Here is a 17,915-nt window from a genome sequence, read left to right as displayed (position 1 = left end):
TTGGTATCACCATAGTTTTCAAAACATCGATTTGCGAGTTCGTTTTGACGAAGCCAACTCCACACCTGCTCTATTGGGTTCAGTTCCGGGGAATATGGCGGTATATGAATGATACTGAGGTTGTCAAAATCATCTGCAAGATAGCTTTGGTGCCAACTCGCTTGATCCATAATGACAACAGAGTGCTTACCTGTTGGTGTGGCATGTGAGATAAGCCGAAGTTGTTCCTTCATTGCCTCCATATTACTAACAGGCACAACAATGGCTTCCGCATCACCAGTGGTAACGCATACGGCTCCAAACAAGTATGCATATTCAAATTGCTGCTGTTGTACCGCCCTCGGACGAGTGCCCTTGGGAGCCCATATTCGGGTTGTCGTGTTGCGCTGACCAAACCTGGCCTCATCCTGGAACCATATTTGAACATCTTTTAGTGCGACATGCCCGGGGATCTTAAGGATCGTTTCTATTGGGAATTTTTTTAAAAGCTTCTTGAGCTTCTATTGCTTGCTTAGGGTGCTTGGAGCGAGTCGTAATCCAACTCAAGCCAATATCATGTAGCAGGCGATATATCCCTGACTGTTGATAGGTAATACCAAAATTGCTTTCTATAAAGAGGCCGATATCCCTTGCCTGGAGGCGGCCACCATCAGCATTAACAGCATGTTCGGTGACATACTCTTTGAGTTGTTGCCTTTGCTCTTCGGTTAAGCGGTGAGGCCTCCCTGAATGACGCTTTTCTTGCAGTCCTTCAAGGCCGTGATCGAGATAGGCCTTAACCCATTTATTAACGCTAACTCTGCTGACTTTGAGGAACTTAGCGATCTCTGTACGGCTTTTACCATCAACAAAGTGGGAAACAGCAAGGTAACGTATTCTAAGCCGAGCGTTAGACGTGGAGTTGATAAGGCTGGGGAAATCGTGCTTCATGAGGGCTCCTTTAAGAGCCCTCATTAGATCACAAAATTAATGGAATTGGTATAACTAGGCGTCCCCGACGAAAGACAAGGCTTTTTTGCGTTTGAAGAAAAATCAAATATCTGAGAACAACGCAATATAGATCACATTTTACTCGACATGGTTCAACTCATAAGCTAAATTGGGTGTATAGACGTCTAGATAGCTTATGGAGAAGAGTTGTGCCTATTAAGATTCCCGATCAATTACCTGCATCCGATGTACTGCGTAATGAAAATATATTTGTTATGCCAGAGTCGCGAGCTTCTACTCAGGAAATTCGTCCACTTAAGGTCTTAATTCTCAACTTGATGCCAAAAAAAATTGAGACAGAGACTCAGTTTTTGCGTCTTCTTTCAAATAGTCCACTACAGATCGATGTGGAACTTCTGAGAATAGACAATCGTCCTAGCAAGAATACCCCTACTGAACATTTGGATACCTTCTATCGTCAGTTTGAAATGGTGAAAGAACGTAACTTTGATGGATTGATCATAACCGGAGCACCACTTGGCTTAGTTCAGTTTGAAGATGTGATTTATTGGGAGCATCTTGAAACGATCATGAGTTGGGCGAAAAAGCACGTAACCTCAACACTATTTGTATGTTGGGCTGCTCAGGCTGGCTTGAAACTCCTTTACGACCTGCCTAAAAAAACTAGAAAAGAGAAACTGTCAGGTGTATATCATCATCAGATTCAGCATCAGTTTCATCCAATACTTCGTGGTTTTGATGATACTTTTCTTGCCCCCCACTCACGTTATGCGGACTTCTCTCCAGAGTTTCTAGAAGAGCATACAGATCTGGATATTCTGGCCGTTTCTGATGTCGCCGGGGTTTACCTTGCCGCGACAAAAGATAAAAGGAATGTATTTGTAACAGGTCATCCTGAATACGACTCTCACACTTTACACAACGAGTACGTTCGTGATCTTGGAGAGGGTATGGACCCTGCTATCCCGGTTAACTACTATCCTAACGATAATCCAGATAATAAACCCATCGCGAGCTGGCGTAGTCATGGACACCTTCTGTTTTCTAACTGGTTGAACTACTGCGTTTATCAGCAAACCCCTTACGATCTGGAACACTTCTCTGAAGAAAACTTCACAGTTGATGAGTAATTCGACAATTACTATTAAAATTACTCAACAAGAACATGCAGAATAATCAACATCTGGGTACAGACTCCGTGTGATAGGATGCTCAGATAATAAATATATTTAGGAAGTAGACACTGTGACAGCAAGCAACATCCGAAAAATAATAGAAGAGCAGCTGAAAAAAAGAATCCTGATAATAGATGGTGCTATGGGAACCATGATTCAGGGGTATAAGCTTGAGGAAGAGGATTACCGAGGAGAACGCTTTGCTGACTGGCAGTGTGACCTCAAAGGGAACAATGACCTTCTTTCTTTGACTCAGCCAAAGATCATCGAAGAGATCTATGATGCCTACCTGGAAGCTGGTGCAGATATACTTGAGACCAATACCTTTAATGCTACCACTATCGCGATGGCTGACTATGAGATGGAAAGCCTTAGTGAAGAAATTAACTATGAATCGGCAAAACTGGCAAGACGCATTGCGGACGAGTGGACAGCTAAAACCCCAGAAAAACCTCGTTTTGTTGCCGGTGTCCTTGGTCCAACAAACCGTACCTGTTCAATCTCACCTGACGTAAACGATCCGGGTTATCGAAATATCTCATTCGATCAACTTGTTGAAGCCTACTCTGAATCTACCCGCGCACTGATTAAAGGCGGTTCGGATCTTATCCTTATAGAGACGATCTTCGATACTTTGAATGCTAAAGCTTGTGCATTCGCTGTAGACACTGTTTTCGAAGAGCTTGGTGTAAAGCTGCCTGTAATGATCTCTGGAACCATTACAGATGCATCGGGCCGTACTCTTTCCGGTCAGACGACAGAAGCCTTCTATAACGCACTGCGCCACGTAAATCCTATCTCCTTTGGTCTTAACTGTGCACTGGGACCAGATGAATTGCGTCAATATGTAGAAGAGATGTCTCGTATCTCAGAGAATTACGTTTCTACCCACCCTAATGCGGGTTTACCTAATGCATTTGGTGAGTATGATCTCTCTCCGGAGGATATGGCAGAGCATATTGGTGAGTGGGCTGATAGTGGTTTCCTAAATATTGTGGGTGGTTGTTGTGGCACGACACCAGCGCATATAAAAGCTATAGCGGATATCGTTGATGGCAAGAAGCCTCGTGACTTACCTGATCTGCCAGTAGAGTGTCGCCTTTCTGGTCTTGAGCCTTTAAGTATCGCTAAAGAGTCTCTGTTTATAAACGTTGGCGAACGGACAAACGTAACTGGTTCCGCTCGCTTCAAGCGCCTTATAAAAGAAGAGCTTTACGATGAAGCATTAGAAGTTGCCCGCCAACAGGTTGAGAACGGTGCCCAAATCATCGATATCAATATGGATGAAGGGATGCTTGATGCCGAAGCTTGTATGGTAAAATTCCTGAACCTATGTGCTTCTGAGCCTGAAATCTCGAAAGTACCTATCATGGTCGACTCATCCAAATGGGAGGTCATTGAAGCGGGCCTTAAATGTATTCAGGGTAAAGGCATCGTTAACTCTATCTCTCTAAAAGAGGGTAAAGAGAAGTTTGTCGAACAGGCAAAACTTATTCGTCGCTATGGTGCCGCTGTCATTGTAATGGCTTTTGACGAAGTTGGTCAGGCGGATACCCGTGAACGTAAAATTGAAATCTGTACCAATGCATATCGAGTTCTGGTTGATGAAGTTGGCTTCCCACCGGAAGATATTATTTTCGACCCAAACATCTTTGCTGTCGCTACTGGTATCGATGAGCACAACAATTACGCGGTCGATTTTATTGAAGCTGTAGCTGATATCAAACGCGATCTACCACATGCCATGGTTTCTGGTGGCGTGTCTAACGTCTCCTTTTCATTCCGAGGAAATAACTACGTTCGAGAAGCGATTCACGCAGTGTTCCTATACCACTGTTTTAAGAACGGTATGGACATGGGGATTGTAAATGCCGGACAACTTGAAATTTATGACAATGTACCTGATAAGCTCCGTGAAGCGGTAGAAGACGTCGTCCTTAACCGACACAACGATGCAACTGAAAACCTATTGGAAATTGCTGCAGAGTACCTCGAAAAAGCGGTAGGTAAGCAAGACGATGCATCGGCTCTTGAGTGGAGAACCTGGCCAGTAGAAAAGCGCCTTGAGCATGCGTTGGTGAAAGGTATAACTGAGTTTATTACCGAGGATACAGAAGAGGCGCGCCAGAAGGCATCCAGACCACTAGAGGTAATCGAAGGACCTTTGATGGATGGCATGAACGTGGTGGGTGATCTGTTCGGTGAGGGTAAGATGTTCCTACCTCAGGTGGTTAAATCTGCCCGTGTAATGAAGCAGGCCGTTGCTCACCTTGAACCTTACATTAATGCTGAAAAACAATCAGGCAGCTCAAACGGTAAGATATTACTGGCTACGGTAAAGGGTGATGTTCATGACATCGGCAAAAACATTGTTGGTGTTGTTCTTCAGTGCAATAACTTTGAGATCATTGACCTTGGCGTAATGGTTCCTTGCGAAAAGATTTTGAAAGTCGCTAAGGAAGAGAATGTAGATATTATCGGTCTGTCTGGTCTTATTACCCCGTCTCTGGATGAGATGGTTCATGTTGCTAAGGAGATGGAACGACAGGGCTTTGATATTCCACTAATGATTGGTGGTGCAACAACCTCTAAAGCCCATACAGCCGTCAAGATTGAGCAGAACTACTCTAAGCCTGTTGTTTACGTAAATAATGCGTCTCGAGCGGTTGGTGTTTGTACAACACTATTATCTGACGAGCTACGTCCTGCATTCATTGAAAGGCTGGATAAAGAATACGAAAAAGTTCGTGAGCAGCACAACCGTAAAAAACCTCGTAGCAAGCCAGTTACACTAGAGCAGGCTCGTGAAAATAAAGTCGCTTTGGATTGGGATACGTACACTCCACCTAAACCAGCCAAGCCTGGTGTTCATATCATCGAAGATATGGATATTGCGACATTGAGGAACTATATCGACTGGACTCCATTCTTTATGACCTGGTCGCTAATGGGTAAATACCCAGCGATACTAGAGCATGAAGAGGTTGGTGAGGAAGCGAAGAAGCTGTTTAAAGACGCTAACGATTGGCTGGATCGAGTGGAATCTGAGAAGTTATTCACAGCAAGCGGTATCTGTGGTTTGTTTCCGGCTGCCAACATTGGTGATGATATTGAAGTGTACACTGATGAGTCTCGCACTGAGGTCTCAAATGTTCTCTTTAATTTACGTCAGCAAACTTTAAAGCCGAAAGGTTATAACTATTGTCTGTCCGATTTCGTTGCGCCTAAATCCAGTGATAAACAAGACTGGGTTGGCTGCTTTGCTGTAACTGGTGGTATTGGTGAGCGAGAGCTTGCAGATGAGTTTAAAGCGAAAGGTGACGACTACAACGCTATTATGGTTCAGGCTGTTGCTGACCGATTAGCCGAAGCTTTTGCAGAGTACCTACACGAGAAGGTTCGTAAAGAGTATTGGGGCTACGCTCCAGATGAATCATTCTCGAACGAAGAGCTGATCAGAGAAAACTATCAGGGAATGCGTCCGGCTCCAGGCTACGCAGCTTGTCCAGAGCATACAGAGAAGCAGCAAATCTGGGATCTACTGGATGTAGAGAACAAAATTGGTATGCAGTTAACATCTAGCTACGCAATGTGGCCAGGTGCATCCGTTTCTGGCTGGTACTTCTCACACCCTGAGTCTAAGTACTTTGCTGTTGCTCAGATCCAGCAGGACCAGCTAGAAGATTATGCACAACGTAAAGGTTGGAGTGTTGAAGAGGCAGAGAAGTGGCTAGCGCCTAACTTGTAGCGAATTCTTAGCTTGAAAGTGTTTGTAAATAGGTGCGCATATGTAGCACCTATTTTTTTAGATTTCTGCTTAGTGGGTGTGGTGGAGCAAACATACAAGGGCATGGATGCCCTTGTTTTAAGCGTACAGAGATGTCTTGAGCGGTTTGCGTAATCATTCCCACTAAGTGGAAACAGTGCACTAATTAATCTTCGAACAACTCCATATGAAGCATCTGCACTGCTCTTCTCGCTTCTGACTCTTCCAATAGGAAACAAAGGTTATGTGCACTCGCACCATAACAAATCATCTTCAGGTTAAAGTCTTCTAAAGTGCCAAATACCTTCTTAGCGTAACCTCTTGCCAGACTCATGTTATTGCCAATCAGTGCTATTAGAGAAAGGCCCTGATCTACCTCTACGGTACATAATTCCTCAAGCTCTTCCTGAACCTCTTTTGGTAGTTCAGGCGCACCACCCGCGGTATTTGTTTGATCTAAGGTTAATGAAACACTGATTTCTGAAGTAGTGATAAGGTCTACAGAGATCTTATGTGCAGCCAGAATTTGGAATACCTTCGCCAGGAAACCATAGGTCTGGAACATATTAGCGCTGCGAAGCGTAATCATGGTTTGATTACCACGTAATGCGACTGCACGGAACAGAGGTGAACTTTCAGCTTCTTGCCTAACCCATGTGCCACCTTTCTCTGGTTCTTTAGATGAACCTACAAACACTGGGATACCGTGACGAAGCGCTGGAACAAGTGTCGATGGATGAAGGATTTTTGCACCAAAGTTAGCCATCTCTGATGCTTCGCTAAAGCTGATTTCTGGAATTGGAGAGGCTTTTGGAGCAATTCTTGGGTCGGTAGTATAAATACCTGGAACATCTGTCCAGATCTGAAGGCCTGCAGCTTCCACTGCTTCTGCAATGAGAGCGGCACTATAGTCACTGCCTCCACGTCCAAATGTAGTAATTGCCCCTTCAGCATCAGAACCAATAAAGCCCTGAGTAACTACAAATTTTTCCTGACAAAGAGGAGTCAACTTTTCTTTCGCCAGATCGGCGATCGTTTCAAGCTCAGGTTCTGCTTTACCAAACGCACTATTGGTGCGCATGATATCTCGAATATTAAAACGAACCGTTTCTAGCCCTTTCTCGTTCATTATCTGAGTGAGGATATGCGTCGACATTCTTTCGCCATATGCCACGATATGGTCAGTCAGTTTATCACTACTCTGAAAAGATGCCGCTTCTGCTGCTGAAGCTACGCTTTTTAATAGCGAAGAGATAGCTTCTCGTGTTACAGAAGGGTTAGAAAGTTGGTCAATGATCGAGTAATGAATTTGTTCCAGCTGTTCAATGATATCCTGGCGTCGACTTTCATCTTGCACACCATTAGCCAGTTCAACTAATAAGTTAGTTACACCAGAACAGGCACTAATAACGACAAGCTTAGAGTCTGGGTTTGATTCTATAATTTCAGCACAACGGCTCATTGCTTCATAATTCGCAACGCTGGTTCCACCAAATTTAGCAACATTGAATGCGCTCACAGGCATTTCTCCAAAATTTTTTAATACAAATTTGTGCTACTGGACTCAAATGGAAAAGTCCTAAATAGCGGTAACATTTTGAAGAGAGAGTCAGAGAGTAGAGGAAAGGCAAAGAAAAGATGCGTATACCTCAGAAGCTCTTCACCATTGCTGGTGACAGTTAGCAGGATTCAACCTGACTACCCGACAACTATTCGTCCACAATGAATACTCATCTCGGCACTGCTCCCCCTGAGTGATTAGTATTGGAGTTGTGGCTCCACTAAACACCTGCCTGGGCAATGCTCCTCTTCTGCATAAATGCCTTTTCATTGAACGTTTTTAGTGCTCAAAAGTCAATCGCTAAAATGAATATTTAGCTAAATAATATTCACTATATCTGAGCTGAATTGTGGCAGAGGTAGAAATGATCTAATCTAACTAGGTCCTACCGAAATATAATAAACAAGGAATAACAATGACAATTAACAGCTTTAATCCACCACGTAGAACATTGATGGGGCCCGGGCCATCCGATATATCACCACAGGTTTTGCAAGCGCTTAGTCGCCCGACAGTTGGCCACCTTGACCCGCTTTTTATAAAGATGATGGATGAACTTAAGCAACTGTTGAAATATGCGTTCCAGACAGAAAATGAGTTCACCATTGCCGTTTCGGCTCCGGGTAGTGCTGGTATGGAAGCGTGTTTTGTCAACTTAGTAGAACCTGGTGACAAAGTCATTGTTTGCCGAAATGGTGTATTTGGTGAGCGTATGCGAGAAAACGTCGTACGCTGTGGTGGTAAAGTAGTCGTCGTTGATGATGAATGGGGCTCCCCTGTATCCGTTAATAAGGTTAAAGAAGCGCTAGATGCTAACCCTGATACAAAGATAGTTGCTTTTGTACATGCGGAGACCTCTACTGGTGCGCAGAGTGACGCTCAGGCACTAGCAGAATTAGCTCAGGAAAGAGGTGCGTTAACGATTGTTGATACTGTTACATCTCTGGGAGGTGTACCGCTTAAAGTAGATGAGTGGGGGTTGGATGCGGTTTACTCAGGTAGCCAGAAATGCCTGTCTTGTGTACCAGGGTTAGCACCTTTAACATTCTCTCAAAAAGCGGTAGAGAAAATAAAAAGTCGTCAATCACCTGTTCAGAGTTGGTTCTTAGATCAGAGTCTGGTTCTGGGGTACTGGAGTGGGGAAGGCAAGCGTAGCTACCATCATACCGCTCCGGTAAATAGCTTGTATGCTCTGCATGAAGCTTTGCTTATTTTGAAAAATGAAGGGTTAGAAAATGCCTGGGCCCGCCACGCTGCGATGCATGAAAAGTTAAGAGGTGGCCTTGAAAAACTAGGTATGATTTTTGTGGTTGAACAAGAATACCGTTTGCCTCAGCTTAATGCTGTATTTATACCTGAAGGTGTGGATGATGCTTCTGTAAGATCCAGACTGTTGAATGAGTACAACCTTGAGATAGGGGCAGGTTTAGGAGCATTAGCAGGAAAAGCGTGGCGAATTGGCCTGATGGGTTATGCCGCTAAAAACGAAAATGTCACACTTTGCCTGAAAGCTTTAGAAGAAGTACTGACTGAGTAGCTGGACTAAATACGAGGAGGCTTTGCCTCCTCATTAACTTTCAGGGGTGGCTTCATTCTGCTCTTCAGAGCGTTGTGGTAAATCATCTACTAACTGGACATTGCTGAAATCCGTATTAGGAAATAAGTACTGGGCTTCATCTCTTATTTGTTCTGCTTTTGTTTCTTGTCCCATTCCCTGATATGCAATGATCAGATTTTTATACATATCAATTCGAGGTTTATGTTTTATCGCTTCTGAAGACCAATCTACATAAGGTTTAAGAAGATTTTTTTCTCCGGTTACCAAGCCAAGCTTAAGGTATGAGCTATATATATCCCAGTCTATTCGGTCCTTCCACGCGATTTTATTAGTTAGCTTTTCGAGTATTTCAGGGTTCTTGGGTGATGAAGTTTCGAACTTGATGAGTACATAATTACTATGCAGTACAGTTGCCATAAAAGCTGTTGTTATTGCTGGTAGCAATAGACTATTTAAGCGCATTGAAAGTCTGGTTAGCTTAGAAAAATGGTAGTTTTTATAGTTCGCTGAGCGCTGATCAAGCCAGAACAGTAGAACAATAAATGCTATCCAATGAATCGCTGAATGATAAAACGGATACTCCAGCTGGGTGTGTATGACTATCGGGACGAACAGAGCGGTAATTGCCAGCCGTGTCCCATTCCTTACCGACATCAGCTTAGCCAAAACAAACAAAACAGCTATCGCGATACCAATTAAGGATACCAAGCCACCTTCCACTCCCCAAAGAAGAAGTTCATTGTGAGGGTGTTCCATAGAAGGAACTCCGGGAAAGTAATTTGGGTTGAGTTGATGCTGCCTTGCGGTATAGACAATGTATTCTGGCTCGAATCGTCCATAACCGTAACCAGTAAAAGGTTTCTCGATAAACATATCGACTGCCTGAGGGTAGGTTATGCTACGGACACCATCTAGATCTGCCTTCTCTATAATTTGATTGGTATTACCTGTCGAGTAGCTAAGCATGAATCCAGCCGCAATGCCGACAATCACAGATGTAAACCAACCAAATAATCGCCTTTTAGTAGAGAACTTATAAAGGTATGGGAGTACCAATACGGTACCTAAAGAAGCTCCCAACCAACCCGTCCTAGAGGCAAGAACGACGATCAGTGGCACTGTTACTGCTGGCATTAAATAAAGTAGTGTGGTGCGAGAAAGTCTTTGACCATACTTTTGTTGCTGTCTTGCAAGAAGGTACCCGGACAACACTAACCCAGTAGCAAGAAAACTCGCCATGACGTTTGGCTGCTGGAATATTCCATATGGCCTGGATTGATGTGGATTCATCCCTAATATACTTAGGTCTGGTGGAAACAAGTACTGGATATACCCGAACACCGTCTGAATCACCACAGCGATAACAATGAACCAAAGTAATCGTTGTTTATGTCGGTTGCTCAGCGAAAACTGTTGAAGAACAAAGAAGAGTAACCAACCCGTCCAAAGTGCAACTAATCGTTCAATGGCTCCTGATGGGGATGCATTGGTATAGAGAATGGGTAGGGTTAAAATGATACTGCTTATCAGCAACGCAATAGTGAGCTTTGTGTACCTGAATACCCGATTTCTTGCGGTTTGGTAGAATCCGAATCCCAGTGCGAAACTTAAGAATATCCAGGTAACGCTATTAAATGGCAGTTCTAGCCCGAACCCACCAGGGTTGGGCATGTAAAAGTGCATTGCCAGCATAAAGGTGAGCCCCATGGCATACATAAACTGTCGGTTTAGTGGAGCTTTGACTTTTTGAGCAGCCAACTTAGTTCCGCTTAAATGCACAATTGCCATGGTTGTGGACGTATCCTTACTTTATGCTGGTGTTATTCCTCATACTTTACCTTTTTTTCCTATTTCAGCATAGGTTTGAAGAGCATAGGTTTAAGGAATCGAGCTGTATGAGAACCTTCGACTTTCGCCACTTCTTCAGGGACTCCTTGTGCGATGATTTGACCACCACCTTCACCGCCTTCGGGGCCCAGATCAACTATCCAGTCAGCAGTTTTGATGACATCCAGGTTATGCTCGATGACCACAACGGTATTGCCGTGATCGCGTAGCCTATGCAGAACCGCCAGCAACTGCTTAATATCATGGAAATGAAGACCAGTGGTAGGCTCATCCAGAATATAGAGCGTTTTTCCTGTATCCCTCTTAGAAAGCTCTCGGGATAATTTTACCCTTTGGGCTTCACCACCGGATAAAGTAGTCGCAGCCTGACCTAAACGAATATACGAGAGGCCAACATCCATCAAGGTTTGAAGTTTTCTTGCAATAACGGGAACTGGATCGAAGAACTCTCTTGCATCTTCAACGGTCATTTCCAGGACTTCATCAATGGATTTGCCCTTGTAGCGAACTTCCAGGGTTTCTCTGTTGTAGCGTTTCCCTTTACAGACATCACATGGAACATATACATCGGGAAGGAAGTGCATTTCAACCTTGATAACCCCATCGCCCTGACACGCTTCACAGCGTCCACCTCGGACATTGAAACTGAATCGACCTGGTTTGTAACCTCGTGAACGAGACTCTTGAGTACCAGCAAATAGTTCACGAATAGGAGTAAAAATACCTGTGTAAGTTGCCGGATTTGAACGTGGAGTTCTTCCTATTGGGCTCTGATCTATATCGATAACCTTATCGAAATGCTCCAGCCCTTTTATCTTTTTGTAAGGGGAAGCTTCAGCGGTAGTTGCGCCATTTAACTCTGTATGAGCAATTTTGTAGAAAGTATCATTAATCAGAGTCGATTTTCCTGAACCTGATACACCCGTGACACAACTGAACAGGCCAACAGGCAGAGAAAGGTTGACATCTTTCAGGTTATTTCCTGATGCACCAACCAGTTCAACCATTTTCTTGCGGTTGATTGGTGTTCGCTCTGCAGGAATTTCAATCGACTGTTTGCCACTCAGATACTGACCGGTCAGCGAGTTTGGATTTTCAATAATTTCATCCATAGTGCCTTCTGCAACAACAGTACCACCATGAACACCCGCACCAGGGCCAATATCAATAACATGATCAGCAGCCCGAATTGCATCCTCATCGTGTTCTACAACCAGAACAGTATTACCAAGATCACGCAAGTGAGTGAGTGTTTTTAATAGTCTCTCGTTATCTCGCTGGTGGAGGCCAATAGAAGGTTCATCAAGAACATACATAACGCCTACAAGACCAGCGCCGATCTGACTGGCTAAACGAATACGTTGGGCTTCACCGCCGGACAGAGTCTCTGCGCTTCGGGATAAGTTGAGATAATTCAGTCCAACATTTATAAGGAAATGAAGGCGATCATTGATCTCTTTCATTACCTTCTCTGCAATTTGTGCTTTCTGGCCAGTCAGTTCGAGTTGTTGGAAAAATGCCATCGCATCACTGATGCTCATTTCAACGATAGAAGGCAGAGCAGTTTCGCCAATAAATACGTTTCTGGCTTCAGTTCTCAGGCGAGTGCCATCACAGGTTGCACACTCTTTAGTCGAAATGTATTTAACTAAATCTTCTCTAACGGCATTAGATTCAGTGTCTCGGTATCTGCGTTCAAGTGTGTTTAAAATGCCCTCAAACGGGTGACGCTTAACCCTAATATCACCTCTATCATTGATGTACTTGAACTCAACCTCTGTTCTTCCTGAACCTTTTAGAATGACATCTTTGATCTTTTTGGGAAGAGTTTTGAAAGGAGCAAACAAATCAAAACCATAATGTTCGGCCAAAGAGGAGAGCATTTGGAAGTAATAGTAGTTTTTCTGATCCCAGCCTTTTATTGCACCTTCAGCGATACTTAGATTGTCATCGACAATAATTCTTTCTGCATCAAAGTATTGCTGAACACCTAAACCGTCGCAGGTAGGGCAGGCACCGGCAGGGTTATTGAACGAGAACAATCTAGGTTCTAGTTCTTGCATGCTGTATCCACAATGCGGACAGGCAAAGTTAGCAGAGAAGATAATATCGTCTTTATTGTTGTCATCCATCCAGCAAACAGCAGCGATGCCACCTGATAGTTCGATTGCAGTTTCAAAGGATTCTGCAAGCCTTTGCTGTAGATCACCTCTAACCTTAAAGCGATCAACGACTACTTCGATGGTGTGCTTTTTATGTAGTTCCAAAGGTGGTGGATCAGAAAGATCACAGGTTTCACCATCGATTCTTGCTCTTATAAAACCTTGTGCTGCAAGATTTTCTAATGTCTTTACATGTTCACCTTTGCGTTCTTTGATGATCGGTGCGAGCAACATCATCTTAGAGCCTTCCGGTAACTCAAGAACTTTGTCTACCATTTGACTGATGGTTTGTGCTGATAGAGGAGCGTGGTGAGTCGGGCAACGAGGTTCACCTACACGTGCATAGAGAAGTCGAAGATAGTCGTATACTTCTGTAATGGTGCCCACAGTAGAGCGAGGGTTATGAGAAGTTGACTTTTGCTCAATAGAAATCGCGGGAGAAAGGCCTTCAATATGATCTACATCTGGCTTCTCCATAAGAGAAAGGAACTGTCTTGCATATGCTGATAGTGATTCAACATAACGCCTTTGGCCTTCTGCGTAGAGTGTATCAAATGCCAGTGATGACTTTCCTGAACCAGACAAGCCAGTTATTACAATTAACTTATCACGTGGGATAGTCAGGTTTATATTCTTAAGGTTATGAGTACGAGCGCCTCTGACTTCTATCTGTTCCATTCTTTGAGCTCATTTTGCAGTCAATTTGCTAAGTATCGCACAGCTTCAGATTAGAGCAAAGAAAATACTGGATAAAAAAACAGTAAAAAATATGCTGCCAATTGGCAGCATATTTTAGATAAGTAGAGTTGGCACTGTTACTTTTTGATAGTAGAGTGTTTGTCCAGCTCTTGCTTTTGCATATCTTTTTTGTAGACATTTTCGTAGCAGTAGTTAGTCGCTTCGATGTAACCATCAACGCTACCACAGTCAAAGCGCTTACCTTTGAACTTGTACGCCAGAACACAGCCAGCTTTCGCTTGCTTAAGTAGTGCATCAGTGATTTGAATCTCACCACCTTTACCTGGTTCTGTATTTTCAATGATTTCGAAAATATCTGGAGTAAGAATGTAACGACCGATGATAGCCAGGTTGCTAGGTGCTTTACCTTTCTCTGGCTTTTCAACCATATCATCTACACGGATGATATCGTCTTTAATCATTTCACCTGCGATAACACCGTACTTGTGAGTTTCATCCTCTGGTACTTCTTCTACTGCAATGATTGAGCAACGGAACTGCTTGTAAAGAGCTGCCATCTGAGCAAGAACACCGTCGCCATCTTCATTCACACAAAGGTCGTCCGCTAGTACAACAGCAAATGGTTCATGACCAACCAGCTCACGCCCCATAAGGATAGCGTGACCCAAGCCTTTCATTTCTCTCTGACGGATATAAGTGAACTGAGCTGAGTGCATGATATTACGGATATCAACCAATAGGTTTTCTTTGTTTGTACCGCTAATTTGGTGCTCTAGTTCGTAGTTAATATCAAAGTGATCGAATAGGGAGTTTTTACCTCGACCAGTTACGATGCACATGCCGTCTAAGCCCGCTTCAATAGCCTCTTCTACACCGTATTCGATGAGTGGCTTGTTTACTACAGGCATCATTTCCTTAGGCATAGACTTTGTTGCAGGCAGGAAACGCGTACCGTAGCCTGCAGCAGGGAAAAGACATTTTTTAATCATTATTAAACCCTTGATTTATTTGCGTTGTTATCAACTTCTTATAAAACAGTAGCACAACAGTATTGCAAGTGAAATTAATGCAGGAACAACTTTCTGAAATTTAACCTGCTTTACGTGTTTCTGTATTTTCTGGTTACGGAAGAAACTTATGCGCCCATTCTATCGCCTGGGTACGGTTTTTAACCTTTAATTTTCGGAATATTTTGTACAAATGTGATTTTACTGTGTGTTCGCTTACAAAAAGTTGATCAGCAAGGCTATTATTTGACACGCCTTCTTTTAGATACTGCAAAACTTCGATTTCTCTTTGCGTAAGGTTGGTAAAAAGAGGCTCTGTATGCCTAAGAAGCACCGACTGATAATAACGAAGCAACTGGGCCGCGATGTGTTCGGGAATTCGATACCCCCCCTTAGATATCTTCTTTATTTCTCCTAGAAAAGTCGGCTCATTCTCATTGCTAAGAAAGAATCCTCGTACATGCCCTAATGTAATAAGTTCAGAAGTTTGAATGGACTCTGGGCCATTTATAATGATCGTCTTTCGGCCCAGTATCTTTTCAAGTATTAGCTCCTTGAGTTCTTCAAGTTGAACTGATTGATAATTTATAACGAAAATAGTGCTGTCAGTCTTATCAGATTCCCCTATGGCCGGAAGTGATTTTAGACCACGGGTTTCAAAGTGGTTGAGTATCAATAGTTCGAGTGGTGTCGGCGTGTAGGTTGAACTTGATGAGGCTTCAGGTTGCAGATAAACGATTTTATTCACTTCAAACATATTGGGACCCTCTTATCCATTTGGTTCATGCAGAGGTATTAAAAACGGATTTGTTTTGAGGTGGTATGTTAAAAAGAAGTGTTTTTCGGGTTTTGCGCTTCATTTAGGGAGGTTTTGGTAACTATTTGAAGTGTCAATAATTGAGATGATGGAGTGCTTCGCAATTATCATTTTCAAGATCTAATTCGTATCAAATCGGCTTATTAGGCTTGATGGAGACCATTTACATGGTATTCTTGTCACCCATAAATTTAAGCAGAAAACTCGAAGAGATAACGGAGCAAGACATGGCAAGCCGTGGAGTAAACAAAGTAATCCTGATGGGAAACTTAGGGGGAGATCCTGAAGTTCGTTATGCATCAAATGGTAATGCTATTGCAAACATTACAATTGCTACATCAGAGACTTGGCGTGATAAAGCATCTGGCGAACAACGCGAAAAGACAGAGTGGCATCGTGTAGTTCTATTCGGTAAAACTGCCGAAATTGCTGGCGAGTACCTTCGTAAAGGTTCGCAAGTATATGTTGAAGGTCAGCTTCAGACCCGTAAGTGGCAAGATCAGAATGGTCAGGATCGCTACTCAACAGAAGTAGTCGTACAGTGGCCGACAGGTCAAATGCAGTTGCTTGGCTCTCGTCAGCAGGGTCAGGGCCAAGGGGCTCCTGCTATGGGTGGGCAGCAGCAACAAGGTGGCTGGGGACAACCACAGCAACCAGTTCAGCAGCAGCCTATGCAACAGCAACCAGCTCAACAACAGGCTCCTCAACAAGCGCAACCGCAGTACAATGAGCCTCCAATGGATTTTGATGATGACATTCCATTTTAGGAATGAAGATATACATCACTGTCATATAGAAAAAGCTCCGAATATCGGAGCTTTTTTATTTTTTAAGTACTTTGCTTACTATTAATATCCAATCAGATACCTTGTGTTCTTGCTTTCTCTAAATACTTTCTTCGTAAGCAAGGCTATAAATACGGATAGAGACAAAACACCAATAACGCTAAAGCAGTATAAAAATATATTGTTTTCTCCTTCGGTAGGCGTTACTCCAGCCACTTTATAGACTTTGTCCACGACAGGTGTTATCCATGGGTGAATGAAAAATATGGCGAAACTAGTGTTAGATATCGTATCTAATATTCTAGATTCAAACTGATACTTTTCGAATGCAGCATAGAGTGCGAAGATCAGAAACAGCTTTTGAATATATTGAAGATCAATGCCAGCATATTCAAAGATCGGTTTGTGGTAGTTACCTTGATGGCCTGTCATATACTGGATAATAGACAGTGAAAGAACACCTAAAAATAATATGATGATTTTGTTCTCAAGGAGATCTTTAACTTTTTTCGAATGGATAGAGACCAGAATACCTATCAAATATACTGGTGTGAAATAAATCAGATCTTGTATTGCATTTTGGCCGTTAACAGCTCTGTGTGCAAAAATGGAAATCAATGATAATAACGTAATCGAGAGTATCTGGACTTTAAGATCTGATTTTATGAATTTAATATGCAGTGGTGCAGTAGCAAACAAAAGTATAGCAAATGGTATATACCAATAGGCAACAAGAGCAGAGCCCGTAAGAAAATACTTTATTACTGTCGATAGAGTGCCTTCACCAGGTTGGAACATCGCGCCATCAGCATAAAGTATGCTGATCTCATTCAATGTCAAAGCTTCGATTGGCTCGAAGTACCCTTTTGGTAAAACATACGAAATAGTTATAGCCAGGGTGCTTAGTATAAAATAAGGTATGCCTACATTTTTAAATTTGTTAGTTAAAAACTTCTTGTAATCATACCTTTTAAAAAAAACATAATGGAACATAAATCCAGAGATAAATACAAAGAGCGAAGTTCCCCCAGTAATTATGTTTCTAATTATTGATGACAGAAAGTCATCCTCAGTAAACCCAGTACTATACATATGACCAGCCACAATAATAATTATCGCTAGTCCTCTAAAGTTACCTATTGATTTCAAGAACATATTATACCCAATACATAAAATAAACTTTGTATTTAAATATGATAGGTAAGGTATAAAAACTAATTATCAAGGTTAAGTTAGCTTACATACAGAATGCTGTTCTGTTATTATTATTGTCACCTATGAGAGTAATGTTTAATAAATATTTAGATTATTTGTTAAGGTTGGGTTTTATTAATAATTGATTGTATCAGTAAGGTTATAGGCCTTGGTTTCAACGTAACCTCAAGCTCTCTTTCTGATGGGTGTGATAAGTAAATATAATAGGAAAGGTAGAAGGGCGGATCATCAGGTCAAAGTTAACATACAAACAGAATGCTGTGTTTTTACTCTATCCATTCCTGACATAGTGCCCCCAAGTGTCATTCAGGAAGTTTATCTATTAGGAATTTTGTTGGTGGATGAACATATAGATAACGATGCCTTTGTTA

Annotated in this window: 10 protein-coding genes, 1 pseudogene and 1 riboswitch; of the genes and pseudogenes, 4 read left to right on the top strand and 7 right to left on the bottom strand. The window is 42.6% G+C overall.

Features of this window, described 5'->3' with window-relative positions:
• Window positions 1-5 precede the first annotated feature (5 nt).
• Window positions 6-930 (bottom strand): annotated as a pseudogene (locus tag SNR28_RS24610) (IS630 family transposase); the annotation flags it as partial.
• Window positions 931-1,139: 209 nt separating this feature from the next.
• On the opposite strand from SNR28_RS24610, the gene metA reads away from it, so the two are divergent.
• Together metA and metH are read left to right on the top strand one after the other, a co-directional pair.
• A complete protein-coding gene (gene metA, locus SNR28_RS24605) occupies window positions 1,140-2,081 on the top strand; it encodes a homoserine O-succinyltransferase (protein WP_375751542.1) in 942 nt (313 codons plus the stop codon).
• A 115-nt stretch (window positions 2,082-2,196) separates the two neighbouring features.
• Window positions 2,197-5,874 carry a methionine synthase gene (metH, locus tag SNR28_RS24600; protein ID WP_375751541.1) on the top strand — a complete coding sequence of 1,226 codons (3,678 nt, stop codon included), beginning with the start codon at window positions 2,197-2,199 and terminating at the stop codon, window positions 5,872-5,874.
• 184 nt (window positions 5,875-6,058) lie between these two features.
• Here the strand turns inward: metH and lysC are convergent, their stop codons facing one another.
• Entirely contained in the window at window positions 6,059-7,411 is a 1,353-nt protein-coding gene (gene lysC, locus SNR28_RS24595; protein ID WP_375751540.1) for a lysine-sensitive aspartokinase 3, read from the bottom strand.
• A gap of 126 nt (window positions 7,412-7,537) precedes the next feature.
• Window positions 7,538-7,711, bottom strand: a riboswitch (Lysine riboswitch).
• A gap of 157 nt (window positions 7,712-7,868) precedes the next feature.
• On the opposite strand from lysC, the gene SNR28_RS24590 reads away from it, so the two are divergent.
• Window positions 7,869-8,990: a pyridoxal-phosphate-dependent aminotransferase family protein gene (locus tag SNR28_RS24590; RefSeq protein WP_375751539.1), complete on the top strand. Its 1,122-nt coding sequence runs from the start codon at window positions 7,869-7,871 to the stop codon at window positions 8,988-8,990.
• 33 nt (window positions 8,991-9,023) lie between these two features.
• Here the strand turns inward: SNR28_RS24590 and SNR28_RS24585 are convergent, their stop codons facing one another.
• The 4 genes from SNR28_RS24585 to SNR28_RS24570 form a co-directional block, all read right to left on the bottom strand.
• The gene (locus SNR28_RS24585) at window positions 9,024-10,799 is read right to left on the bottom strand and encodes a PglL family O-oligosaccharyltransferase (protein ID WP_375751538.1); all 1,776 of its coding nucleotides are present in this window, start codon (window positions 10,797-10,799) and stop codon (window positions 9,024-9,026) included.
• 59 nt (window positions 10,800-10,858) lie between these two features.
• Window positions 10,859-13,699, bottom strand: coding sequence for an excinuclease ABC subunit UvrA (gene uvrA, locus SNR28_RS24580; RefSeq protein ID WP_375751536.1), 2,841 nt, complete (start codon window positions 13,697-13,699; stop codon window positions 10,859-10,861).
• 137 nt (window positions 13,700-13,836) lie between these two features.
• Window positions 13,837-14,709, bottom strand: coding sequence for a UTP--glucose-1-phosphate uridylyltransferase GalU (galU, locus tag SNR28_RS24575; protein WP_375751535.1), 873 nt, complete (start codon window positions 14,707-14,709; stop codon window positions 13,837-13,839).
• Between the two features lie 133 nt (window positions 14,710-14,842).
• The gene (locus SNR28_RS24570) at window positions 14,843-15,484 is read right to left on the bottom strand and encodes a LuxR C-terminal-related transcriptional regulator (RefSeq protein WP_375751534.1); all 642 of its coding nucleotides are present in this window, start codon (window positions 15,482-15,484) and stop codon (window positions 14,843-14,845) included.
• Between the two features lie 287 nt (window positions 15,485-15,771).
• Here SNR28_RS24570 and SNR28_RS24565 point away from each other — a divergent pair, with 287 nt between their 5' ends.
• Window positions 15,772-16,311, top strand: a complete 540-nt coding sequence (locus SNR28_RS24565; protein WP_375751532.1) for a single-stranded DNA-binding protein — start codon at window positions 15,772-15,774, stop codon at window positions 16,309-16,311.
• An 81-nt stretch (window positions 16,312-16,392) separates the two neighbouring features.
• On the opposite strand, the gene SNR28_RS24560 is transcribed toward SNR28_RS24565, so the two are convergent.
• Window positions 16,393-17,484, bottom strand: a complete 1,092-nt coding sequence (locus tag SNR28_RS24560) for an acyltransferase (protein WP_375751531.1) — start codon at window positions 17,482-17,484, stop codon at window positions 16,393-16,395.
• Window positions 17,485-17,915 lie beyond the last annotated feature (431 nt).

Origin of the sequence: Vibrio iocasae (assembly GCF_042245395.1) — a bacterium.
Taxonomy (GTDB): Bacteria; Pseudomonadota; Gammaproteobacteria; order Enterobacterales; family Vibrionaceae; genus Vibrio; species Vibrio iocasae.
Note: the sequence above shows the minus strand (reverse complement) of the source record. Positions and strands in the feature narration are given on the sequence as shown.

Bases quoted from the DNA above. Each gene is read 5' to 3' on its own strand.
- uvrA (WP_375751536.1), bottom strand. From the start codon at position 13,699: ATGGAACAGATAGAAGTCAGAGGCGCTCGTACTCATAACCTTAAGAAT.
- SNR28_RS24590 (WP_375751539.1), top strand. From the start codon at position 7,869: ATGACAATTAACAGCTTTAATCCACCACGTAGAACATTGATGGGGCCC.
- SNR28_RS24560 (WP_375751531.1), bottom strand. From the start codon at position 17,484: ATGTTCTTGAAATCAATAGGTAACTTTAGAGGACTAGCGATAATTATT.
- SNR28_RS24585 (WP_375751538.1), bottom strand. From the start codon at position 10,799: ATGGCAATTGTGCATTTAAGCGGAACTAAGTTGGCTGCTCAAAAAGTC.
- galU (WP_375751535.1), bottom strand. From the start codon at position 14,709: ATGATTAAAAAATGTCTTTTCCCTGCTGCAGGCTACGGTACGCGTTTC.
- SNR28_RS24570 (WP_375751534.1), bottom strand. From the start codon at position 15,484: ATGTTTGAAGTGAATAAAATCGTTTATCTGCAACCTGAAGCCTCATCA.
- SNR28_RS24565 (WP_375751532.1), top strand. From the start codon at position 15,772: ATGGCAAGCCGTGGAGTAAACAAAGTAATCCTGATGGGAAACTTAGGG.